Origin of the sequence: Thalassotalea sp. G2M2-11, assembly GCF_017168195.1 — a bacterium.
Lineage (GTDB): Bacteria > Pseudomonadota > Gammaproteobacteria > Enterobacterales > Alteromonadaceae > Thalassotalea_E.
On the sequence record NZ_JADNYL010000001.1, the window covers coordinates 143,210 to 167,432 of the forward strand.

The following is a 24,223-nucleotide window of genomic DNA, read 5'->3' on the forward strand; positions in this document are numbered from 1 at the left end:
GATAGAGTTTTATAATGAAATATATTGGTTATCTTTGGTTAGTTATGGCGTTGATGATTGTAAAAGTTGTTGGTGCCAGTGAAGTAACACTCGACCCAGAACTCCCCAGATACAGCCAAGTGTATGATGACCAAGCCGACCCGTTTAAAGACGCAAAAGCCGCTATTGCACTGGCAAAGGCAAGTAATCGTAATGTCTTGATTGAAATTGGCGGTAATTGGTGTGCCTGGTGTCATAAAATGGACGCGTTTTTAGCGAAAAATCCTGATGTGGCAGCATTACTTCATCAACACTATGTGTTACTTAAAGTTAACGTCAGTGACAGTAACGAAAACAAAGCATTTATGGAATCATTACCGCCTGTTTTAGGCTACCCTCATATGTATGTTGCAACAGCTAATGGCAAAATGATGTTATCAAAAGACACGGCCGAACTACTTGATAACAGTGAATATTCGGTCACTGCATGGACTGATTTTTTACAGCAGTGGCAAGTGAAAAATAATGCCCATCACCTTGCTCTATTGTCAGCAACTAAGGTTTCTGAATGACAAACTTATTTCTTTCAAATAAACGATTTTCGACCCCCGCTTGGTTAGTGGAAAAACAATCACGCCGTCAATTTTTAAAATCGGCTGCTGGTGCTTCAGCGACGCTGGGGATGACAAAAATTGCATTGGCAATTCCCGCCAGTAATGAAAAACAGTACTTATCGGCTTTGCAACAACCGCTGTGGCAAACCTTGGATGCTGTATTAAATCATTTATTACCATCTTCGGTGAGTGGCCCAGGCGCCAAAGAAATTCAAGCAACTTATTACCTGTATCAGCTAGTGCATGAACAACCAACCGATAAAGGTGAAATTGAGTTTGTCTACCAAGGTGTTGAGTGGCTCAATGGTTATAGTGATAATCACTATTCAAAGCCATTTATGCAATTATCATCGCAAGAAAAAGAGCGGGTACTCAAAGGTATTAGCCGATCTCAGGCTGGCAGTAATTGGCTGAATATGTTGATTCTAGATATTTATGAAGCCATGTTGTCACCACCTGCCTATGGCGGTAATCCTGATGGTATTGGTTGGCAATGGTTAGCGCATCAGGCGGGATTTCCGCTACCAAAAGCTGGACAGCGTTATTATGAATTACCGCCACGTAGCCGGGTAGTAGGGCAGGCACAGGCATCCATTATTCGAACACATGATATAACCGCTAAACGGACTGTAAACGCAAAAGGTGATCGCAAAGCATGAAATATGACATTTGTATTGTAGGTAGTGGTGCTGGAGCTTCGCCTGTTGCTTATACATTAGCTAAAGCTGGCGCTAAAGTGTTGGTACTGGAAAAAGGCCCTTGGCTAACAGAAAAAGAATTCTTTAAAGATGAGTTGGCGATTAGCTTGCGTGATGCGTATAACCCTGACTTACAAGATGAACAACACGTTATTGAAGAAGCGTATGAAACTGAGGATGGCAGCACTTACTGGCAAGGTGAAGCAACCAGTGAATCTGGTTGGAGCTTCTGGAACGGTAGTGTTGTTGGTGGCTCATCTAACTTTATGAGTGGCTATTTTCATCGCTTGAAGCCGATTGATTTTCGGTTACGGTCAGAATTTGGAGATATTGATGGGGCCAATATTGTCGATTGGCCGATTAGTTACCAAGAGTTAGAGCCATATTACGCGCTGGTTGAGCAGGTAGTTGGTGTTTCTGGCAAAGTGGTTGAACATCCACATCAAGAACCACGCTCTACCAAAGATTTTCCCTACCCACCACTTGCTGAACATGCGGTTGCTGGTTGGATTGATGACGCGGCAAAAGCCATTGATTTTCATAGTATGCCTGTGCCAAGAGCGGTTTTGTCACAGCCGGCAATGGGGCGCAATAGTTGTGAGTATTCAGGCTATTGCAGTAGCTATGGCTGTTCTACAGGAGCCAAAGGCAGTGGTCGAGCGGCGCTGTTAAATCATGCGGTCGCGACGGGTAATTTAACCATAGTGGATAATGCCAAGGTATATCGTCTTGAAACTGATAATGAGAACAAGGTTAGCGCGGTACATTATTACGATCGACAAGGACGGAAACAGCAAGTCAGTGCCACGATTTATGTGGTTGCCTGTCAAGCAATTGAAACGTCAAGGCTGTTATTAGCCTCTCGCAGTAAGAATTTCCCCAATGGTTTGGCAAACAACAACGGACAAGTGGGAAAAAATTTAGTATTTAGTGCCGGTGGTACCGGCCAAGGTGATTTTTTCTATCAAGATCTCTCGAAAGAGAAACAAGCAGAATTAAAGCAAGTTGGCCCTTTTATTAATCGTGCATTACAAGATTGGTATCAAATTGATGACGCAACGTTTTCAGGCGCTAATGATGCGGGTAAAGCGAAAGGTGGTACTATCGACTTTTTATTTCATCAAAACCCAATTGCTCGTGTGCAAGGTTCACAATGGGATGATAATGAAGATCTAGTGTGGGGCGAACAACTCAAACACAATATTTTTAAGGAGTTTACTAGTTATAAGACGCTGCGTTTTGAAGTGTTTAATGACTGGCTTCCCACCGATGATTGTTTTGTCACCTTAGATGAAGAAGTCACCGATAAATGGGGCGATCCTGTTGCTAAGGTCAGAATTGGCGCACATGCTCACGATCTTAAAGTGGGGGAATATCTCGCAGAGAAAGGTGAGCAATTGCTTAAACAACTTGGCGCTAAAAATGTGAGCAGTTCAGTGAGTAGCTATCCTCCAACTAATCTGATGGCAGGGGGATGCCGATTTGGTGATGATGCAAAAACGTCGGTGCTCAACAAACATTGTCAGGCGCATGAAGTTGCTAATTTATATATTACCGATGGCTCATTTATGCCAACAGGTGGCAGTGTACCTTATACTTTTACCATCTATGCCAATGCCTTTCGTGTGGCTGACCACATAAAGCAGCGCTATTTCAGTAGCTAAGATAATGTAAACAAGGGTGACAATTAGCTCGATTAAGTGTTTGTTTACCAATTGTAGTAAAATTAAAGCCATCATATGATGGCTTTACTATTATCTTATTGCTTAGAATGAATACTTTGTTCTAACAAAGAAGGTTGAACCTAAAAATGCTGGGCTATAAGCGCCTGCTGAATTAGTATCTCTGATGTTTGATAGTATCTGGGTATCTAAAGTGGTTTAACATCATTTTAATGACAACCGTTGGTGTTTTACTCGTAAACTAATTCATTTAACAATAAATAAACAAGGCTAATAGTGGCGACCTCATCGCTGCTCAGGCATAATCGCCCTGTTCATTCTTATAAAACAGACTTTATAGAGTAATAATAGGAAAGATTATGATCCATAGTATGACGGCTTTTTCACGCGTAGAAGTGAAAGGAGATTGGGGTAATGCCATTTGGGAAATTCGCAGCGTTAATCAACGCTTCTTAGAGACCTATTTTCGTCTTCCCGAACAGTTTCGCAGTATTGAACCGGTATTAAGAGAGCGATTTCGAAAAGCACTTAATCGTGGCAAAGTAGAATGCGGACTACGTTTTAATCCAAATCCTGCTGCGAAAGGAAAATTGTCACTTAATCAAGATTTAGCACTTCAATTGCTACAACATGCCAGTTGGATTAACGAGCAAACCTTAAATAGTAAAGTCAATCCAATTGAAATTATGCGCTGGCCAGGCGTGATGGAAGCTGAAGAAACTGACATGGATAGTATTCAAGCAGAAATACTCGCTGGTTTTGATCAGGCATTAAAAGACTTTATTGTGGCTCGAGCCAGCGAAGGTGAAAACCTTAAAGCCTTAATTGAACAACGACTTGACGGCATAGTAGTAGAAGCTGAAAAAGTGCAAGCTCACATGCCAGAAGTTATCGAGTGGCAACGCAAGCGTATCATTGATAAATTTGAAGAAGCGAAAATTGAACTAGAATCTACTCGTGTTGAACAAGAGCTTGTGATGTTGGCGCAGAAAATGGATGTTGATGAAGAAATTGACCGCTTGTTCAGTCACGTAAAAGAAACTAAAAGCATCTTGAAGAAAGGCGGAGCGCAAGGGCGCCGTTTAGATTTTATGATGCAAGAATTTAATCGTGAAGCAAATACTTTGGGTTCAAAATCGATCAATAGCGACATCACCAACTCAGCAGTTGAGCTTAAAGTGCTTATTGAGCAAATGCGCGAACAGATCCAAAACATTGAATAGAGATACTATCTGCGCAATTTGGAAGGGAATTTAACCAAATACCATATAATTTAAGGCGTTAGAGCGGAAATATTTAAGAAAACTTTTAAAACTTTATGTTTTCTTTAGCGCTTTTTAGGCCAATGTGGTGATTCAACTGGTGCTTTGTCACCCTCATTCACCTCATTTACTCACCACTTTAAAAACGAGTAAATGAGGTATTCCATGTCTGTAATAGAAAAAAACAATCGAGTGGCCGAATTGGTTGAACAAGGTCAGCCTGCATTCGAAAGTATTTATCAAGGTCTTTATATCGATGTTAAATCCAGAGGCACAGCCAGTTGGGTATTCCGATATCAGCTTTTTGGCAAACGACGTCAATTTAAAATTGGTGCTTACGGGGTAGATCATGATGATCTTCTAGATGTCGAAGATGCCATCAAAATTGCCATTGACTGTCGTAAAAAACTGAACGGTGGTATTGATCCGAAGCTCGATGCTGAACGCCTTCAATACAAAAAACTTGTAACGTTTGACGACTGCGCTCAAAAATACCTAACTCAGAAGCAAGAGCGTATTAAAACAGCTTATATATATGAGCGCGTGTATAACAATGAAATCAAGCCCTATCTGGGTAACGTGCGTATGGATCGCATTCACAGCTATGATATTGATAGTGTCATTCAACGAGTACTAGATTCAAAGCGTCCTGCGGTTGCAAATCAAGTTCTTTTGTTTATTAAACGCGTGTACCGTGTTGCAGTTAAATATCAAGTGGTCATGAGCAACATTGCCCAAGAATTTTCTCAAACTGAAGATGCGGGTGGTGCTGACAATCGACGCCAACGTTTCTTAGAAGAGCAAGAGATTGAACTAGCATTTGGCGTATTTCGAGAGCATCCCAACAAGATCCCAACGGCTAGCTACATTGCTCTTTCGCTTTTACTTGTACTTGGCGTGAGAAAGATGGAATTATTATCTGCTCGCTGGCAGCAGATCGACCTCAATAGTAAAACATTTAAGTTATTCAGCGAAGGCACTAAAACAGCTACAGCCTTGATTGTTCCAATCCCTGACTTAGCTATACCATTGTTTCGAGACCTTAAAATTTTGAGCCGACATTCAGACTATTTATTTCCCAACCGTAAGGAAAGCAAGAATCCTCACATCTCTGAAGACACGCTAAATGACGCAATTAGCGCTTTATTTGGCGTAGCATATGGCAATCGTAAACCCGGTCCAGACTATATGACAGAAGCGGGGGTAGATCATTTTACCGTCCATGACTTACGTCGCACTTTCCGTACTCTTTTATCTAAGTTGGGCGTTAAAAAAGAAATTGCTGAAAAATGCATCAATCACAAGCTAAAAGGCGTAGAAAAAACATATGATTGTTATGCGTATTTTTCAGAACGAATCGAAGCTCATAATCGTTTAGCGGAATTAGTAATGCCCCTAATTAAATATGAAGCGTTTTCACAGCATGCCTAACTTAAATATAAAACGGCAGCTTCCGAGTCAGCTTGTTCACTAGGACACTATAAAAAGTACATTGTAAAAGAGCGCAGTATCCATACCAAAGTGGCTTCATCAGCCACTTTCATATATCTATCTATGCGGCTTTTAGTTCCGATATCCGTGCGGCTTGTTCATTGATTATCCGGTCTTTATCAGCGATAGTATTATTGTGGACTTCAGCTTTCGCTTGTAACTCAATAATCACTTTTTCTAATCCCACTATCTTATTTTTAAGCTTATGGACGTCTTTAAGCTCTTTTGACATAGAGTAAATGCGATCTTCATTTTGATTAATGACCTGATCTGCATCAGTTAGCTTTTCTTCTAGAATTTGCATTTGCTCATCAAATTTAACTTTTTCTTTTTCAATACGGCAACTAGCCTTGTCTTGAATCTGTTTATCTGACTCTAAAAGGAAAGAAGCAAAGCTTGTTTTGACGGTGCTAAGCACTGATTCGAGTGCAAACTCAAGAGATTCAGGTAATTCTTGTACCAATTCATCTGACCCTCGCAGATCAGCTTGATAACTTTCCCAGATTTCGATGAGTCTAGCGGGTCTACCACCACCTAATTTTGCGCTAAGTGCGTGGCCTGTAATTCTTTTTGCAGGGTTTTCATTTTTTAATTCATTGCCCGCTGCAATGATCTGTTCATCTGTATAGTTAGACGGACGCATATATCACCTCTATGAGTAAATTATTAAATTGTCCCCCGACTAATTGTTTAATTTTCCCCGCTGAGAGTGATCATATTCTAGACAGATGCTGCGGATCAATACTAAGAATCTAATAGTTCAGAGTATTAAATTTTCTAATATTTTCTTAACCTGTTTATACTTTTAAACAAACAAACAAACAAACAAACAAACAAACAAACAAACAAACAAACAAATAACTGTTGATAATTATTTGGACGCTGCTTTCTTTGCTTTAACTTTTGCTAATATCAGCATCTGTTCAGTATCCGTACCTAAATGCTTTGGGCATGTAAAAATATACATTTTTCTTATTCTGCCTTTTTGATGACTTTTTTCAGTTGGCAGCAGGACTTCAGTGCGAATATCAATACTTTTGTTGTTACAGGCTGTGCATTCCGCATTTTCAAAGTCGATATTCATAAGTTTTTACTCACTAATGCAAAATTAAATTTTGGTTATTAAAGCCGTTTATTTGTTGAGGACTAAAACCGTGGCGGAGTAATTCAAAATCAGATAAATCAATCTTTGCTTTACTACCTGTTCCTAGTAGTTGGTAGATGCTACCTGATGTGGTCGTTATAAGTTGAGTTTCAAAATTAATCTTCTTAATCTTTGAGGTGGTAACATAATCTCCTTTGCAAAAACGAATCGTACTGTCATCAACGACAGTTGCATACAACACGTCACCAATATGCTCCTCTGCTTCATAAACGGATACAATTTGCCAATCTTTAACAACAGTGTTCATGATAAGCTCCTATTTTTAAGTAAGAGCTTATCTTACGGAAAGAAAATTAAAACTTCGCGTGAAAGCATGGAGGTAATGTTGAGTAATTTATAACCTGATGATATCTAATCAAATTCAGTAGACTGAAAATGACTTAATTGGTCATATCTAATAAATATGCTTATCGTGTACTTTTAAATAAGAACGCCAAACGCCTTTTCCTCTTCCTTCAGAAAACATGCTTAATTCAACGTCATCCGCAGAGACTGCTTCGCCTAAGCTATCTGCTGTTTTTTCAATGAAGTAGCAAAACTTTTCATAAGCAGACGATGTATTTTTGTCAGATACATGCGCTTGAACTTCTCCCGACTTTTTAACCTGCTTATTCATTAGAATGTCGTGATGCCCATGAAGCAAATTGTATGAGCGTGCAGTCCACTGATCCATTATGTACCCACGATTTTTTGGCTGGGATAGAAAATAAATTAGCTTAGTGTAATAAGCAGGTCCCATTCCGGGCAGTTGTTTCTTTTTTCTTAAGCTTGCAAACGCATCGTACGCACCTGCTCTTGTGGCATTGCCTGATAAAATATCTTCGGCAACTGACTTCCACGAAAACCATTTATTAAAGGCACTGTAGCAATGCTTTCTATTCATACCACCCCAAGCACAAATTACAATACAACTATTAAACAGTTTATTTGAGCAATTTGTAACATAATCAAATACGTCTTTACGACTTAATGCTTTATCTGGAAAGTTTTCAATATCAATTTGTAATCCTAAGTTTTTCAAGCTCTGAGCATAGCTTCTGATGTTAAAGCCAGCCCAAGACTCGTCTTCTGAACTTAAGATATTCTTGAACAAAAAGTCTAAATGTTCCTCTGGTGTTTTTGCTGGAGCAAGACTTACATTTTTTTTTATACTTAGATTTCGCTTTGTATCGTCTTTGTTCGAATTAACTTTTATATATTTATAATAATAGGTATTTGCCTGCTTCTCTTTCATCTCAAGGCTGCCCATTAATAGTTTAAGAAAACCCTGTCTTGTAAACTCTGGATGAGCCTTGGCCATATTTTTCGCAATTTCACTCTTAGCCATCCCTAAGTTAAGTTGACTTTGATACTCTGCAATTAACTCCAACATTGCTACTCCTAAATGCTTCCTGCCAACTTACGTTGGCTCACTAATCTATTTGTCTGCATATTACACAGTTAATAAGACATACAATGTCCCATACTTTACACCTTTAATTAAAGAGGCCAAAGTCACTCGACCACTACATGCTAACTCTATTTGCTTTCATTAATCATATCCCTCCAAGCTTCTTGGATCATCACCATTGCTAATGTATCTAGCTCACAGTACATCAACAGTCCGCGTTCAAGTTCTTTTCTTTCATAATCAGACATCTCAGTGAACTGAAGTCGAGCATATGCAGTCAAAGCCAGACCGCCATTATTTAGTTCATCGGATTCTGATAGCAGCTCTATGTCATGCTCCGATGCTTCAGCAAACATTTTTGGTAATGATTTGTATGGGTCTTTTACTTTTCCGCTTTCATCAAATTCAATCCAAGCTTTGTTTTTAAAATTTAAGCTTGGTAACTCCTTGGTCCCATAAATAGGTTGTTCGTATTTTTCTTGTAAAAATTGAGAGCTATTTAAAATGGCAGGTAGCACCGCCTTAATAGAATTTGAGCCACCTGTGGCGGGGTCGTAATAGTATTTTTTAACTAGCTCCCACTGGTCAACCATGTTTCTTTCACCTAGCCAGTTGTCTTTGCTGTTGTTCGAAGACCTAGTGATCGACTTAATAAAGTCACAAAGCTCGTCTTTATCCACTTCAGCCGATAGTTTTAATTGCTGATAAACCATATTGAGGTAGGCATTCTCATGGTTGGAATATCTGAAAATAGTGCCGTTGTCTTTTTCTAATTGAGCCTTTAACTCCCTTACAAAGTTGAAGTTTGGGAACTCTCCAATCTGTGAACTAAGAAATTCACCAGAATGCTCTACACGGCCGTCTTCGTGTAATATGTGGTGGGAAAACTGGAAGGCTATGCCTTCGTATGGTGACATTCCTTTATAAAATGGTATAGCTACAGCACAGGTTTCAAAATCGATAAAGTGAAGAGGATAAGTCCAAGATGCCATTTCATTTCGCATGCTATCAACATCGAAATACACACTAGAATCGTTGTCTTGCACTTTTTCTATTTGAAGCCACTGCCTTTCTTTTAATGTAAGCGCGGGGGTTGATGACTCTTCGTAGTTGATGTCTTCTGGCGCAAGGTCTTTTAGCTTTACTTTGCCATTTTCTATACAGCGATTTGAACCTCTATAGTTAGAGATGCTTAATACCGTAGGCTCATTAAAATCTTCGTCACTCCAATGCAGTTGCTCTTTCCAGCATTCCTTAAATCCACTTTTAAAGCCATTCGCCTCATCTTCTTCCGAGCATTTGAACTCACAACTTTTACACTTTGAGCCGATGACTGGCATCACCTTTTCATCATTAGCGTACCGTTCAGCTAGCACTTCGATATTAGGGATGAAACCTTCTGCTGGCATACCCGTTTGTAATTCGGTTTCATAAGCTATTTGAACCGCTTTGTCGGTATTTACCTTTTTGAGAATTTTAACCGATAAGTCCGAGGCAGATAACGAATTAGAAACAGACACACCGCGTCTGTTTCTGTCATCACGAGTTAATTTAAACTTCTGATTTAAACCATCTACAGGGCAAGGCGTGTCCTTATCAACAACCATTAAATAGCTGCTAACTAGCGCACCGGGTATGGCCTGCTTTAAAACGTATTTTTGAAACGCCACGTCAAAAATGTATGGCTTCCACTTTGAATCTAACTTTCCAGATTTGTTTAAAAAGTCTTTATCTTTTTTAGCCGAATATGACTTGGCTTTAACTTCAATGAGCTGATATTCATTGCCTTGTTTAACTAAAATATCGACACGAACAAATAAGTTGCCAAAGCGAATTGCAGGCTCAAAAATGACGACGTTGTCCTGCTGTAATAGCTCGCTGGTTTGCTGAATCGACTCTTCATAATCTAAAGAAGTAATGTCATGACCTTCAGGGTAATAGCACTTAGCTAATTCACCCACCTGAAAACCGCCATCAGCTAATGAGGCAAGAAAAGGGTCATCAAGCTTGTTATCCAAGTATTCTTTTTTACCCGTGTAAAACAATTTTGTTGGGCACTCAGTGGCTAACTTAAATCGTGATTTAGTCAAATAGCGTGGATGGCTCATATCAATACTTCCTTTAATCAAGTCTTTCCATAAGTCTACTTTTAACTTAGGACATATAACGTCCCAATAAATTTATATTCAATCATTTAAAGCAAAACTGCAATTGATTCATCAAACTATGAGCAATTACATCACCACGTATTTGTATAAACTTCATCTACTTTTGAAGGCAGGTTATTTTTGATTTCATATGCTTCACAAGCGGCGGTCCAAAACATAAAGCCATATTCACTATCTGCTTGCTTATTTAAAAGAGAAAGCTTGATTTGCTCCAAATGAAATTCGTATTCTACTTTACTGTGAATAACATGATCTCCTGCCCAAATTAAACAAAACTCTAAATTAGTCATAGCTACCTCCCAAAACAAAAGATTAGCTTGTTATTGGGACAAAAAGCGTCCTAACTTTTCCGTAGGCTTATTTAAATAGTTAAATTATAAATGAGTGAATCAATGAATCGCGAAACAGTTAATGAAGAACACTTTTTAATTAGCATAGAGCCAAGCACGGTTGCTTCAGCTTATCTCTTAATAGCCCAAACAGGAGTCTTATTCTCTGAAGATTTAAGTTACAGGTTAGCTATTTCAGATATTCAAATTGATAAGGCTAAAAGTCAAAAATCTTATCTATTCTTTAGAGCACAAGCAGAAATACATGACATTTCAGGAAACGACTCAAACTTCGTTGAATCAATAGCCGCTGTTGGTAGCTTTTCTCAAATTTATCACTATTTAGTTGCTCAGTTTGAACAGTTTTTGATTCAGAAAGGGTTAAACATATTAGTATTTCAGGAGGAAAAGGATGCATAAATGCCTCTATATAATACTTGCTCTAAACACTTCTGGCTGTGCAATTACCAACTCTAACTGTGGCTTACCTGCCGATGTATATAGCAAGGTTAAACAATATAACAGAGGCCCAATAAATGGCGCTTCGGACGATAATAATGACGGACAAATAGACCAATATGAGGCATTTGGATATTGGGACTTCGAACAACTCTCAAGGGTTTTCCAATTTGGCGAGCCATACCAAGCATACAAATGGACGAACGTAGATACATGTTACGTATTTAAAGTAAACGCTGAAGACTATTTTGAAGACTCCAAACAAGGAGTGTTATACCAAACGTGCAGAAAATTTACTTATTCAGTGACTAACCCAACTGGCCAAAAACTAGGTTCGGGAGCAGGCCAAGCCTGCCGGAATTTTGCAACACATCGGTGGGAAATTTTATGATTATCCAATAGTTCCCCAAGCATCAAGCAGCCACCAACAAAAGCCTAATAAAGCCATGTGAGGAATAAAGAAAAGCAAATAACTCCACCATACTTTCGAAGCTCTATTCGTTATAGCTGTGATGGCTTGTTGTTTTTTGTATTTAGGCGCAGTTTCGTCACTTAATCTTTCGATATAGTTAATATCGATACACTTGATTCTAAGCTCTCGGTCCTGCCATTTATCATACCAGCGCTTCGCTCTCAGCAGTGTAATGGTTCCGATAAAAGCACTAACCCAAAATAGAATATCTCCTCTCATTACTACAATAGAAAACATAACGCCAAGTTTACCCGCACCAATTAGAAAAAAGCCGTTTTGAACACATTCATAAACAGGGTTAAAGCCCCCTATATAGACTTCTTTTGGTTGATACTGCATAAAAGCACTCCTAAATATTTAATTGTTGATCACATTGGAATATTGAAATTGTAAATTTTTTATGGGACAAAAATTGTCCTAAAAATCTTTTCGGATTTTTCTCATTTCTCTAAATCGTTCATCTGCATAATACTGCGTTGAACGACTAGGTCTTTGGTGCTTTTGTTCGTATACCCCAACGGCTTTCCACCATTTGGCATGGTTATAATGTTGCTTGTCCTCTGGAGAAGCATGAAACATAACATCTATAGATTTATGTAAGTGATATAAGTAATCGCCTTCAGATGAGATAAGATCATATTTTGAGTCAACTTCTTGCTCTAATGGTTTTCCATCTTTGTCATATTCAAGCCAATCGCCAAAGTCGTCTGGCTCAATATAAAAACCGTTGTGCTTGCTTTCTAGTTGCTCCCTTAATTCTGAATACTTGCTAGGCATATTGTTATCAAATTCATAAAGCGCTATTGCAGAAATCCAATCAGTAAACTCAAAATTTCCCCAGTTGTTGTCGTCAAAAACAATTAGATTCATAACGAGCGTTTTATAAAGCAAGGATTCATATTGCTGATCATTGTCAATGAGGGTATGCCCACATCGTTTAATGTGAAATGCTCTAATAAGGTCTTGAGTGGAAGTTTTCATTAGTGCATCGCCCTTTCTTCAGAAAGTAATGTTGATTGAAATTGCTTAAGTTCATCGACCAGTTTCGTCAGGTCAGACATGACTGCTGAGTCAGCTGCTTTTTGTATACTTGATTCTAAAGCTTCTTGTACTGAGAGAATCAGGCATGAAAGAACGTACTTTTCTCTATTAGTATTTAGTTGTCCTAATGAAAGTTGATTAATCACGTTTATAATTTCTGTACTCGTTGAAAAGTCTTCATAAAACGAGGGTTCACAAAACATTTTCATGACATTCAATAGTTGTTCAGACAGCATAAAATTTACTCCTCGATTGACATTAATGGCATTTTAAAAGAGTATCGAGACAATATTTGTCCTATAGAGTTTGCTCACTTGTATGAAGTCATCAAATTCAGAATTTAGAAACGCGATCGTGCGAAGCATTGATGTCGGTGAAGATAAAGCGATTAAAATAAAAGATTTAATTGAAAACCGACTGTCTAGCTTTAGAAAAGAAAGCCAAGACTCTTTTGATTCTTTCAAGAAAAACGCATCTCGAATTATCACTTCTATGCTAGATGATGAAGGAGAAGGACTCTCCAGAATAAAAAAGGGAAATGCTTATTGGTATTACTGGACCTCACAAAAAGACAAAGATGATGCTTTTGAACAGTTTGAAATGTCAGAAGAAAGAGCGTTTGCATTTGCGTTTATTAAAGAATATCTACCTGAACTAATTCCTCCTCATATTTTTTTAGCGTTACAAACTGAATTCAAAAGAGCTGAAGAAGTATTAGACCATTCGGAGCTTACAAAATATTTATCTAAAATAGATTTCAATCCGATGGGTTATGACATGCATAGCACGTTAGATCACGAATCAGCAACAATTGAAGAACGAAAAGCTTGGCAGTTTGTTTTTGATTGTACATTTGAAGAAAAGTGCTTTTCTGCTAAGTACCAATCAATTCACAGGAGTTTTGATGCAAAAGAATTAATCTTATCGCCTCAAAGAATTGTACTGTTAAACCAACATTTAAAAATACTGGCTCATGAGCATAATACTAACACGACAAGATATTTTGAAATAGGCAAATTGCATGATTTAACTGCGTCAAAAGAGCAGTTTATTGCAGTCAAAAAAACAGAATATGAAACAAGAGAAAAGGTCTCAGCTATTTGCCATAAATGGGTTAAAAGTAATTTCGAAGCAACTTCTTTAGCTAATAAAGCAACTTTTACTAAATTAAAGACTGATAACTGTTGGTTAGTTGAAATGGAGTTAAGCTTTCCAATTCACTTCAATAGAAAAGAGCCAGATCCTTTCTTTATTGCAAATTATTTAAGTGGATTTTCAGACTCAATAGTTGTGTTGCAGCCTGAATTCTTAAAGAAAGAAATGCAGCGTAGGGCAATTAGTTTGGCAAACGCTTATAATGAAGAGTGTGATGTCGAAGCATTAGTAACTGAAAGCCCACATTTAATGGCGAGCAATTAGCTAATTGAAGTAAATGTGGTAACTAGATGAATAGTATTTCGCTATATCAGAGAGTGAAACTTTGACAGACTTTTTGCCGAGTTTGACAACGTTCGTTCCAAGTTTGACAGTCAATTTGCCAAGAATGGCACGAAAAATTTTGACATGATTTTTAAGATTTGTAGAAAAGCAGAGATTCAGGACGTTTGCGTCCTTACTTTGGTTATATAAATTTATAATAGTTACAATCGTTATAACATGAAAATCAGCAAATATGAACCCCCTAACCCAATCTGCTATTGCTCTTAGCGACCGAAAAACATCTAAATATTTAATAAATTTAATATAAAAACTTATTAAATATTTTAAAAAATCAAGCCGTTCACAGTGAATTTATTGGCTATCATAAATAAACGCTACACAATGAGCACAATGCATTGAAATATAACAATATTTACATAATAAAATAAAATTTTTTATTTACAATTTAGTATTCAAATAGCAATTTCGTTCAGTTAAAGTTTTCTCGTTGAAGCCCAATTCTGCGCTCAACAAACAAATAGAGAAAATTTTTTATGAAAAATCTAAACATACAATCAATTAATTCAAGTCAATATGAGCAAGCAATCGCGCTATTTGATGAAAATTTAGAAGCTGAGTTCTATCGTATCCTCAAACAAAACAGAAAAAACACTGATATCGTTGAAGAGCTTTTCGTTAGAACACATAGTAAATGCGAAGCATTACTCGACAATTATATGTTTGACGATATCCAGAATTTTACAATCGAATTATTAAGGCGCCATCCACAGCTAATTACTACTTATGTGGATATTGATAGCTTGCCCACTGACGAGGATCAGCAAACTAGCATCTGTGATTCTTTGTTTTATTTATTCTTTGAATTAAAAATCAATCAAGCGTTTCAAATTGGAGTCGACCTTGGCGTTTTCGAAGAAAACGAAGGCACAATAAATTTAACACCTGATTATCGGTCACGAGAAGATCAAATAAGCGTTACAACCCACTAATAAAAAATATCTGTAATTAGAACTAAAAAAATATAGGTGAATAGAATGAAGATAAAAGAATTAAGTAAGACAATTTCAAAACTGCAAGATGCTAAAAACGTGACAGATTATTTTCTGTATCGAACTCAGAAAGTGGCAAAATTTATTTGTGAAGAAATGCAAACTCTTGGTCTAAATGAGTTATTAAATGGCAAATACTTTCTCAATGAAGTATTTGCATGTGGGCAGTCTTTTTCATTGCTCAGTTTACAAGTTAGCGACAATGATTTTTTCGAATACCCTGTTAACTTGATGAGTAACGAAGTTAGCTCGAACCGAAAAATGAATTTTTTTGGCGGTGACTATAATGCTAAGTATTATGTACCAAATCGACATGACTTACTTACGTTCATCAACGATATCCCAAAAATCTTTGCTGAATTGGCAGATCAAAATGTAGAAAATGACATTGAATTACTCGACTGTATTCTGGAGGTGATCGACTCACATCAAAAAGCTGCTTAAGCACAGGTTTAAGGCTGAAGTAAAAATAATGAATAAGCGTAACTAAAGGAAACGCTCAGCCTAAACCTAATTGATTGCATCACTATTTTATAAGTTATTTAGCTAATCTATATTTTTTAAATACTCTGTATCGTTTAAATCTATATTAAATATATACGAAATATATACGAAATATTCCCACTACATCGTTAAACATATATCCGGCCATAGATTGATTTTAGTTACACAAATAATGACGTTAGAACTACTGTTTGAATTAATAATGCAATAATTAAATATGACTATTTAATAAATATTAAAATATATATTAATCAATAAGTTGAAGGTTTTATGCTGACAATAGCACATTAATTTGTGAAAGAATATAAAATCACCAATTCACTCATTTTTAAATCAAATCAGTATTTCCTTAATAGCTTTTTTAAAGCTAGCTTAAAAGTGATTTTTAATCACAGATCGGAGCTAAATTTTTAGTAATCCTAACCACCATGTTTTGAGAGTAAGAAAATGAATGTTAGTTATTTGTTCCAACCGGAAGACTACCCAATTGAACTACCCATTTATACGATTTCCTATTTGCTTGAGCGAGTCAGGGAGTCACATCGATATTATGTTGCCATTAAGAATGTTCGTGAAATAAATGGATACAGTCTGAACAGGCATGAGTTGAAATTTAGTAAATTGTTAAAAACAATTTTCCCTCAGGACTCAAGAATCGTTAACGCGCTGAAATTAGATTACTGTGACGATATATATGGTTTTACCAACAATGAAATATATATCATTTTCTTTTTAGTTGAGCTTTCAGGCTTGAACTTACGCAAGACAGTAAGTCAACTGCATGTTTCGAACCAAGATAAAAGTGACTTGATGTTACTTATTGATGACTACGACAAAATTTCTGAATCAAATCTTTTTATTACAGAAGCCATAAACCCTAAAGAGCTATATGAATTTTTGAGAGCTAAGCGAAAAAAATCAACCCAAAGCCCTAAATCTCAATTCATTGATAATGTTGTAAATGAAATCGGCCATGAGAGGTTTGCTGAGCTTGGCTATTTGCTTCGTTCTAGAGATTTAACCTTTGAAGACGTAGCTAAGAAGTATATAAATAAAACAAATAACCAAACGAGTGAAGATAAAGCAATGCTATTAGTCACTGAATGGCAATTTACTTCAGCGTTAGTCATCGGCATTATGCACTCAAAAGAATTCATACGAGGATCAAATTCTCTTGAAAAGCTTCATTGTGCACGACGGGAACATGAAGAGCATTATACATTTAAAAATTTTGCAATTGTTTATGCAACAGTAAATCAGCGTGATCATAAACAAATGAAAAATAGTGAAATATTGGCACAAATATGCAAACAAGATATGGAAAGACTAGTTGAGCTTCAGCAAGAGCTTTGCGAAGATCCAGAACTCCTGAGTTATTACTGCTGATAATTAAAGGTCCTACACAATTACTTTGATTATTAAGTCATTTAACTCATCAGCTCATGAGGGTTAAATGACTTTCCCAATACAATTTCAAATTAATCCAAGTAATATTAACTGGTATATAGATGTTAATGCTGTAAACAAAATGACCATTTAATTTATATCACTGTCGATTACCAAATTAGGCATAAAACAACTTGTATAAGTGTAAACAAACCCGTAAAGTTTTCTACGTAAATAAAAGGTACCTTTAATTTATGAAAATAGGTTATGCGCGGGTAAGCACTGAAGAACAATCGCAAGACTCTCAGCTTGATGCACTAGTAGAAGCTGGGTGTGAAAGGGTTTATCGTGAAAGTTACAGTGGTAAATCAAAAAATCGCCCAGAACTTGAACGTATGATAGAAGCTTTGAGAGAAGGTGACATAGTCATCGTTCAGCGATTAGACCGCTTAGGCAGAAGTTTAAAAGATCTTATCGAACTATTGGATGGTTTCAAGCAGCAAGGAGTGCAGTTCATTTCACTCAACGAGAATATCGATACAACTACCGCTATTGGCGAATTAGCATTTCATATGATCGGCTCTATTGCTCAGTTTGAAAGGCGGCTAATATCCGAAAGAACCAAAGCTGGACTTGATGCCGCGCGAGCGCGGGGGAGAAAAGGCGGTCGAAAAGCAAAAATGTCTCCAAATGATATAAAGAAAGCTAATGCTATGTTACTCGATCCAGAAATGACGAAAGCAGAAGTTGCGGAGCACTTTAATGTAAGTCGCCCAACATTAAACAAATGGCTAGATGAAGAACAAAACTAATTAAGAATTATTGATGACAACTGAAAAAATAACGCTCTCACAGTTAGAGCAATACTTATCAAAAGCGGCTTGGATTTTAAAAGGTCCTGTAGATGCTTCAGATTTCAAAGTTTACATATTCCCTTTACTTTTCTTTAAGCGAATATCTGATGTATATGATGAGGAGTTTCGCATTGCGCTAGAAGAGTCTGATGGTGATGAAGAATATGCTGCATTGCCTGAGTTTCATCGCTTTGAAATCCCAGATGGCTGTCATTGGAAAGATGTTCGTGAAACGACAACTAATGTAGGTGGAGCTATTGAAAGTGCACTTCGTGGTATTGAACAAGCGAACCAAGACTTTTTATATGGCATATTTGGTGATGCGCAATGGAGTAATAAGAATAAACTCTCTGATGAGTTACTCATAAATCTAATTGAACATTTCTCTCAATATATCTTAGGCAATCATAATGTCGATCCGGATATGCTAGGGAATGCCTATGAATATCTGATTAAGCACTTTGCTGATTTAACTAACAAAAAAGCAGGTGAGTTCTATACGCCTCGCTCTGTGGTACACCTGCTTGGCTTAATCTTAGACCCGCACGAAGGTGAAACTATTTATGACCCAGCCTGTGGAACTGGTGGCATGTTGCTTGAGTGTGTTGACCACCTTAAAGAGATTAAAGAAGACTACAGAACGTTAAAGCTATATGGGCAAGAAAAGAATCTAACATCTAGTTCAATTGCTCGAATGAACATGTTCTTACATGGAATTGAAGACTTTGAAATATTACGTGATGACACTTTACGTACCCCCAGATTCTTCGAAGCAGATGGACTAAAAACTTTCGATTGCGTTATTGCCAACCCACCTTTTTCATTAAAAGACTGGGGAGCGGATACATGGGCAAATGATCCATACGGTCGAAACATTGCCGGAGTACCCCCAAAAGGTAATGGCGATATGGCTTGGGTTCAGCATATGGTCAAGTCTATGAATAGCACGGGCCGTATGACCGTTGTTCTGCCACATGGAGCACTATTCAGAAAAGCTGCTGAAGGGAAAATTCGTAAGCAATTATTAGAGCAGGATCTGCTAGAAGCTGTTATTGGTTTGGGGCCAAACGTCTTTTACGGCACACAACTAGCAGCGTGTGTAATGGTATTTAAACAAAATAAGCCTGCCGAGAAGAAAGGCAAAGTATTGTTTATTGATGCTTCAGATCAAATTCGTATTGGCCGTGCACAAAATTTTCTTGAGCCAAGCCACGTTAAACAAATTTATGACTGGTATCACGATTATCAAGATGTAGAGAATTACGCGAAAGTTGCTTCAATGGATGATTTGAAGGAAAACGATTTTAATCTAAACATCCCACTGTATGTTGAAAAAATCATTGAAGATAATCTGCCTTCTGTTGAAGAGGCAATGACCGATCTAAAACAAGCATGGCAAGCTAGCTTAGATGCAGAAGATAAATTTAAAGAAGTTTTAGCGAGGTTCTTAAAGTGAAGGAGCTGCAATCGCTAGAAGATATTTTTAATAAAAAAATTTTTCGTATTCCAGATTATCAGCGTGGTTATGCTTGGGGTCAAAAGCAGCTAATAGAGTTTTGGGAAGATCTAATCAGTCTAGATTCACATCGTTCTCATTATACAGGTGTACTTTCTATAAAAGCCGTTACTCCAGATGTTTATAGCTCTTGGCATGATGAAAAGTGGCTTGTTGAAAAGCGTCGCTATACGCCTTACTTTGTGGTTGATGGGCAACAAAGATTAACAACAGTTTCTGTATTTCTTCAATGTTTAGTTGAGGAAGTAAAACTTCATTCGAATAATGAAAGTTTGGCTAATGATGAAATATATCTTGGTTCATATAGTCTCAGTGAAATCATCGAAACTTACATCATGGCCACTGAGCCTAAACATAAAGTTACTCATACATATAAATTTGGGTATGAAGTAGATAACCCCTCCTTTGAATTTTTAAGACATCATATATTTAATGAAGGCTTTGCTGGCACACTCAAGGAAACCTTTTACACCCTAAATCTTGAAAATGCGAAAGCATTTTTCAAAGAAAATATACACGAGTTATTAAATAGAAATGGCTTAGATGCCCTTGAAGATTTATACATAAAGCTAACTCAAAGACTCTTGTTTAACCTATATGAGATAGATGACAACTTTGACGTTTTTGTAGCATTTGAGACTATGAATAACCGAGGTAAACAGTTATCAGATCTTGAGTTGCTTAAAAACCGATTGATTTATCTAACTACTTTGTATTCACCAAAAGATGTCAGTGAAGATATAAAAGAAACTACCCGGAAGAAGATAAACGATGCATGGGGAGAGGTTTATAATCAGCTAGGTCGCAATAAACTATCTCCTCTTAATGATGATGAATTCCTTAAAGCTCACTGGGTCATGTATTTTAAGTACTCTCGTGTTAAAGGAAACGACTACATACGCTATTTATTAGATGAGCACTTTTCACCCAAAAATGTATTTGAGAAGCTTGAAGTAAGCACTCAAAAAATAAGCAATGTCGAAATACTATCTGATGAAGAAATAAACGATGAAGATGACATAAATGATTCTTCTGAATTAGTTATAGAAAAGCGGTCAAAACTAACAATCAAAGACATTGGTGATTATGTAGATAGTCTCAAAGTAGCTGCCAAAATATGGTATGCGACTTTTTTTCCGCAAGATAGTAATGAACTGACAGATGCGGAACGACTTATGATGGACAAAATAAACCGAGTCAAAATCGCATATTTCAGGCCGTTAATAATGGCTGTATTGTTAAAACACTCATCAGAAAATCCTCAAAGATATGAGTTACTCAAACAGATAGAAAGGTTCATATTTTTGAATTTTAGGGTATGCCGCTCCCCCTCCAATTCAGGTAGTAGCCATTTTTCAAGAAGAGCGCGTGATATTTATCTAGAGACTGTTCAGATAACAGATGTGATCTCGGAGCTAAATGAGCATTTAGAGTGGATGTTTGATGAAAATAATGAGTTTAAAACCAGTTCATTTAAGGAATTCATAACCAAAAAATTTGCTAACAAACAGGGGGCTGGATTCTATGGTTGGAATGAACTGCGCTATTTCTTATTTGAATATGAAGAAGAGCTAAAGCATACAAGAGGTCAATCGAAAATAGGTTGGAAGAATTTTATCAAAAGTGAAAAAGATAAAGTTTCTATTGAGCATATACTTCCTCAAACTGACGATAATCAATATTGGGCTGAACGTTTCTCAATGCATTCAACTAATGAAAAACGTTTCTTGAAAGGTTCGTTAGGTAACTTATTGCCACTGTCCTCAAGTATTAATTCGAGTTTGCAGAATGATTCTTTTCCTGAGAAAAAGAATACTAAAAAGGATAATTCTGGAAAAGTTATCAGAAACGGATATTCAAATGGCTCATATTCAGAAATTGAAGTCTCGCAGAATGAAGATTGGAGCGCTTTGGAAATATTAAATAGAGGATTATCTTTATTGGAATTTATGGAAAAACGGTGGGTTCTAAATCTAGGAACGCATGCGAATAAATTAGAATTGCTTCATTTATCATTTTTAGAAGAAAAAATTATGGTTGACGCTGATGCAGAAACAGTTTTAGAAGAGGAAGCATCAGCATGATGACTCAACAAGAATTAGAAAAATACCTTTGGGGTGCTGCAACAGCTCTCAGAGGCACCATAGATGCTGGTGATTACAAGCAATATATCTTTCCGCTAATGTTCTTTAAGCGTATATCAGATGTATACGATGAGGAATTCGAAAACGCCTTAGCCGAAAGTGATGGTGATTTAGAATATGCCGCATTCGCGGAAAACCATCATTTCCAAATACCAAAGGGTGCTCATTGGCAAGATGTTAGAGAAGTGACAACTAACATTGGTTTAGCACTACAAAATGCAATGCGAGCAATCGAGAAAGCCAACCCAGATACATTAGAGGGTATTTTTGGTGATGCAAGTTGGACTAATAAAGACCGACTGTCTGATGCCATGCTCATTAATCTTATTGAACATTACTCTCAGCACAAATTAGACCTTAAAAACGTGCCTGACGATAAATTGGGTAATGCTTATGAGTATTTAATTAAGGAGTTTGCTGATGACAGCGGCCATACCGCAGCAGAGTTTTATACCAACCGTACAGTAGTAAAGCTTATGACGATGATCATGAATCCTCAGCCGGGTGAGTCTGTGTATGACCCAACTTGTGGCTCTGGCGGTTTACTACTTAATTGTGCTTTACATCTAAAAGATGAGGGTAAAGAGTACCGTACACTTAAGCTATACGGTCAAGAAATTAACCTACTAACTTCTGCCATTGCTCGTATGAACATGTTCATGCACGGTATTGAAGAGTTTAAGATAGTACGTGGTAACACCTTGTCCAATCCCGGCTTGTTAGAAAATGATGAGTTAAAAAAGTTTAATGTTATCTTAGCTAACCCTCCTTACTCGATTAAATCATGGGATCGTGGCGCATTCGAGAATGACGCGTATGGTCGTAATATCTGGGGCACTCCTCCACAAGGGTGTGCTGATTATGCTTTCCAGCAACATATTCAAAAAAGCTTAGATTTAGGCAATGGTCGCTCCATCTCACTTTGGCCTCATGGTATTTTGTTCCGTGATGCTGAAACTGAAATGCGTAAAAAAATGATAGAGCAAGACTTGGTTGAGTGTGTTATCGGCTTAGGGCCAAACCTCTTTTATAACTCACCAATGGAAGCGTGTTTGTTAATCACTAAAACAAACAAGGAAGAGCAAAAAAAAGGCAAAGTGTTAATCATTAATGCTGTTAAAGAAGTTCGCCAAGATAAGAATATTGCCTATTTAGAGCAAAGCCATATAGAGCGAATTTATAACGCTTACAAGGCTTTTGCGGATGAAGATGGATTTGCAAAAGTTATTAACATTGAAGACGCGCTATCTCATAAAGCAAGCTTAAATATGCCGCTGTATGTGAGTAATGTTGATAGCAGTAAAGCAAATATTTCATTAGAAGAAGCAATAGATAATTGGAAAGGTTCGTCTAACACTTTAGCTACCAGTATGGAACACTTATTCAAGGAGTTAAGTTAATTATGTCAATAGTAAATAGTGAAATGGCGATTGACCTAAACGACTTGGATAAATCCAACTGGAAAACATACCGCTTTGATGAAATCGCTAAGAACATCTCTGAACGAATAGACCCAAACAATACAGACTTAACCGTTTATATTGGCTTAGAGCATTTAGATTCTGGTTCTATTCATATTAAACGTCACGGCACTCCAGATGATGTTAATGGTCAGAAATTAAAATTCTATAAGGGTGATGTAATCTTTGGTCGCCGCCGTGCTTATCAACGTAAAGCTGGTATAGCGACTACAGATGGCTTTTGCTCAGCTCACGCCTTAGTTCTTAGAGCAAACCCTGAAGTCATTTCTCCTGAACTATTTCCATTTTTCCTGCATTCAGATTTATTTATGAATAGAGCGGTTGATATTTCTGTCGGCTCTCTTTCTCCGACTATTAATTGGGGGACCTTGAAGCATCAAGAGTTTATTATTCCTCCTCTTCAATTACAGGGAGAACTATCCAAACTATTTAAATCAATGGATAACTTATCAATAAAAGAGAATGCTTTATTAGAAAAAGCTATTACTTTTAAAAAAGTAAAAATATCAAATTTGCTGGACGAATATAGTAATAAATCAAGTGAAAGTGTAGCACTATCTTCTCTTTACAGTAGAAAGTTCAAATCTATAAACCCTCAAGACTATAAAGAAGAAACCGTATTACATTACAGTTTGCCTGCTTTTTTAGAGAATGAATCTCCTGAAAGAGTAAAAGCTTCAGAAATTAAAAGTAACAAAATCCTTATTAGTGAGGACGTGGTTTTATTTAGTAAGTTAAACCCTAATTTACCCAAAATCTGGACTGTGGAATTTGATGAGCTAGTTAAAAAAGTTGGTTCCACAGAGTGGCTACCTGTTATTCCAAATGAAACATTCAAAATATGTTATTTATTAGCATATTTATCTTCCGACTATTTCATAAATCAAGTTATGAGGTTTGTTCAAGGTACTAGTAATAGCCACAAACGTGTAGACCCCAAAAAGTTCTATGCTCTAAAAATTCCAGTATTAACTGCTGAGCTTAGACAGGAAATATCCGAAGCAAATGCTTCATGTATAGATGTTATAGAACAGATTAAATTAAGAAAAAATAAATACAAAGTAGTAAATGGAAATATCATAAATAAGGTGTTTTAGGT

25 protein-coding genes are annotated in these 24,223 nt (G+C 37.0%); 16 read left to right on the forward strand and 9 right to left on the reverse strand.

All coding sequences use genetic code 11. From position 1 onward, the window contains the following. Positions 1-14 precede the first annotated feature (14 nt). From IV514_RS00645 to IV514_RS00665, 5 genes are all read left to right on the forward strand, one after another. Entirely contained in the window at positions 15-551 is a 537-nt protein-coding gene (locus IV514_RS00645; RefSeq protein ID WP_206482991.1) for a thioredoxin family protein, read from the forward strand. After that, complete coding sequence (locus tag IV514_RS00650) at positions 548-1,252, forward strand: gluconate 2-dehydrogenase subunit 3 family protein (RefSeq protein WP_206482992.1); 705 nt, start codon at positions 548-550, stop codon at positions 1,250-1,252. Before IV514_RS00645 ends, IV514_RS00650 begins: the two co-directional genes overlap by 4 nt. Next, positions 1,249-2,955: a GMC family oxidoreductase gene (locus IV514_RS00655; RefSeq protein WP_206482993.1), complete on the forward strand. Its 1,707-nt coding sequence runs from the start codon at positions 1,249-1,251 to the stop codon at positions 2,953-2,955. The genes IV514_RS00650 and IV514_RS00655 overlap by 4 nt, the downstream gene beginning before the upstream one ends. Before the next feature lie 377 nt (positions 2,956-3,332). Next, the gene (locus tag IV514_RS00660; RefSeq protein ID WP_206482994.1) at positions 3,333-4,196 is read left to right on the forward strand and encodes a YicC/YloC family endoribonuclease; all 864 of its coding nucleotides are present in this window, start codon (positions 3,333-3,335) and stop codon (positions 4,194-4,196) included. A gap of 204 nt (positions 4,197-4,400) precedes the next feature. After that, a complete protein-coding gene (locus IV514_RS00665) occupies positions 4,401-5,666 on the forward strand; it encodes a site-specific integrase (protein WP_206482995.1) in 1,266 nt (421 codons plus the stop codon). Positions 5,667-5,787: 121 nt separating this feature from the next. Here the strand turns inward: IV514_RS00665 and IV514_RS00670 are convergent, their stop codons facing one another. From IV514_RS00670 to IV514_RS00695, 6 genes are all read right to left on the reverse strand, one after another. Beyond that, the gene (locus IV514_RS00670) at positions 5,788-6,369 is read right to left on the reverse strand and encodes a DNA-binding protein (RefSeq protein ID WP_206482996.1); all 582 of its coding nucleotides are present in this window, start codon (positions 6,367-6,369) and stop codon (positions 5,788-5,790) included. A 228-nt stretch (positions 6,370-6,597) separates the two neighbouring features. Then, positions 6,598-6,810 (reverse strand): hypothetical protein, encoded by a 213-nt coding sequence (locus IV514_RS00675; RefSeq protein ID WP_206482997.1) that lies wholly within the window; start codon positions 6,808-6,810, stop codon positions 6,598-6,600. Positions 6,811-6,823: 13 nt separating this feature from the next. Then, positions 6,824-7,138: a hypothetical protein gene (locus IV514_RS00680; RefSeq protein WP_206482998.1), complete on the reverse strand. Its 315-nt coding sequence runs from the start codon at positions 7,136-7,138 to the stop codon at positions 6,824-6,826. A gap of 147 nt (positions 7,139-7,285) precedes the next feature. Further along, positions 7,286-8,263, reverse strand: a complete 978-nt coding sequence (locus IV514_RS00685) for a hypothetical protein (protein ID WP_206482999.1) — start codon at positions 8,261-8,263, stop codon at positions 7,286-7,288. Positions 8,264-8,409: 146 nt separating this feature from the next. After that, on the reverse strand, positions 8,410-10,410 hold the full coding sequence (locus IV514_RS00690) for a DUF2779 domain-containing protein (RefSeq protein ID WP_241242128.1): 2,001 nt from the start codon (positions 10,408-10,410) through the stop codon (positions 8,410-8,412). Positions 10,411-10,520: 110 nt separating this feature from the next. Next, the gene (locus IV514_RS00695; RefSeq protein WP_206483000.1) at positions 10,521-10,739 is read right to left on the reverse strand and encodes a hypothetical protein; all 219 of its coding nucleotides are present in this window, start codon (positions 10,737-10,739) and stop codon (positions 10,521-10,523) included. A gap of 102 nt (positions 10,740-10,841) precedes the next feature. Here IV514_RS00695 and IV514_RS00700 point away from each other — a divergent pair, with 102 nt between their 5' ends. Together IV514_RS00700 and IV514_RS00705 are read left to right on the forward strand one after the other, a co-directional pair. Beyond that, a complete protein-coding gene (locus IV514_RS00700; RefSeq protein WP_206483001.1) occupies positions 10,842-11,198 on the forward strand; it encodes a hypothetical protein in 357 nt (118 codons plus the stop codon). Beyond that, positions 11,191-11,628, forward strand: coding sequence for a hypothetical protein (locus tag IV514_RS00705; protein WP_206483002.1), 438 nt, complete (start codon positions 11,191-11,193; stop codon positions 11,626-11,628). The genes IV514_RS00700 and IV514_RS00705 overlap by 8 nt, the downstream gene beginning before the upstream one ends. Here the strand turns inward: IV514_RS00705 and IV514_RS00710 are convergent, their stop codons facing one another. The 3 genes from IV514_RS00710 to IV514_RS00720 form a co-directional block, all read right to left on the reverse strand. Further along, positions 11,629-12,048, reverse strand: coding sequence for a hypothetical protein (locus tag IV514_RS00710; protein ID WP_206483003.1), 420 nt, complete (start codon positions 12,046-12,048; stop codon positions 11,629-11,631). A gap of 78 nt (positions 12,049-12,126) precedes the next feature. Then, on the reverse strand, positions 12,127-12,690 hold the full coding sequence (locus IV514_RS00715; protein WP_206483004.1) for a hypothetical protein: 564 nt from the start codon (positions 12,688-12,690) through the stop codon (positions 12,127-12,129). After that, positions 12,690-12,986: a hypothetical protein gene (locus tag IV514_RS00720; protein WP_206483005.1), complete on the reverse strand. Its 297-nt coding sequence runs from the start codon at positions 12,984-12,986 to the stop codon at positions 12,690-12,692. Before IV514_RS00720 ends, IV514_RS00715 begins: the two co-directional genes overlap by 1 nt. An 82-nt stretch (positions 12,987-13,068) precedes the next feature. Here IV514_RS00720 and IV514_RS00725 point away from each other — a divergent pair, with 82 nt between their 5' ends. The 9 genes from IV514_RS00725 (at position 13,069) to IV514_RS00765 (ending at position 24,221) form a co-directional block, all read left to right on the forward strand. Further along, the gene (locus IV514_RS00725) at positions 13,069-14,169 is read left to right on the forward strand and encodes a WYL domain-containing protein (protein ID WP_206483006.1); all 1,101 of its coding nucleotides are present in this window, start codon (positions 13,069-13,071) and stop codon (positions 14,167-14,169) included. Positions 14,170-14,723: 554 nt separating this feature from the next. Beyond that, a complete protein-coding gene (locus IV514_RS00730) occupies positions 14,724-15,179 on the forward strand; it encodes a hypothetical protein (RefSeq protein ID WP_206483007.1) in 456 nt (151 codons plus the stop codon). A 45-nt stretch (positions 15,180-15,224) separates the two neighbouring features. Further along, entirely contained in the window at positions 15,225-15,683 is a 459-nt protein-coding gene (locus tag IV514_RS00735) for a hypothetical protein (protein ID WP_206483008.1), read from the forward strand. A gap of 507 nt (positions 15,684-16,190) precedes the next feature. Then, entirely contained in the window at positions 16,191-17,129 is a 939-nt protein-coding gene (locus tag IV514_RS00740) for a hypothetical protein (RefSeq protein WP_206483009.1), read from the forward strand. A 254-nt stretch (positions 17,130-17,383) separates the two neighbouring features. Further along, the gene (locus IV514_RS00745; protein WP_206483010.1) at positions 17,384-17,941 is read left to right on the forward strand and encodes a recombinase family protein; all 558 of its coding nucleotides are present in this window, start codon (positions 17,384-17,386) and stop codon (positions 17,939-17,941) included. Between the two features lie 13 nt (positions 17,942-17,954). Further along, the gene (locus IV514_RS00750) at positions 17,955-19,439 is read left to right on the forward strand and encodes a class I SAM-dependent DNA methyltransferase (protein WP_206483011.1); all 1,485 of its coding nucleotides are present in this window, start codon (positions 17,955-17,957) and stop codon (positions 19,437-19,439) included. After that, on the forward strand, positions 19,436-21,583 hold the full coding sequence (locus IV514_RS00755) for a DUF262 domain-containing protein (protein ID WP_206483012.1): 2,148 nt from the start codon (positions 19,436-19,438) through the stop codon (positions 21,581-21,583). The genes IV514_RS00750 and IV514_RS00755 overlap by 4 nt, the downstream gene beginning before the upstream one ends. Continuing rightward, positions 21,580-23,043: a class I SAM-dependent DNA methyltransferase gene (locus IV514_RS00760; RefSeq protein WP_241242129.1), complete on the forward strand. Its 1,464-nt coding sequence runs from the start codon at positions 21,580-21,582 to the stop codon at positions 23,041-23,043. Before IV514_RS00755 ends, IV514_RS00760 begins: the two co-directional genes overlap by 4 nt. Positions 23,044-23,045: 2 nt before the next feature. Further along, entirely contained in the window at positions 23,046-24,221 is a 1,176-nt protein-coding gene (locus IV514_RS00765) for a restriction endonuclease subunit S (RefSeq protein ID WP_241242130.1), read from the forward strand. The last annotated feature ends 2 nt before the right edge of the window (positions 24,222-24,223 follow it).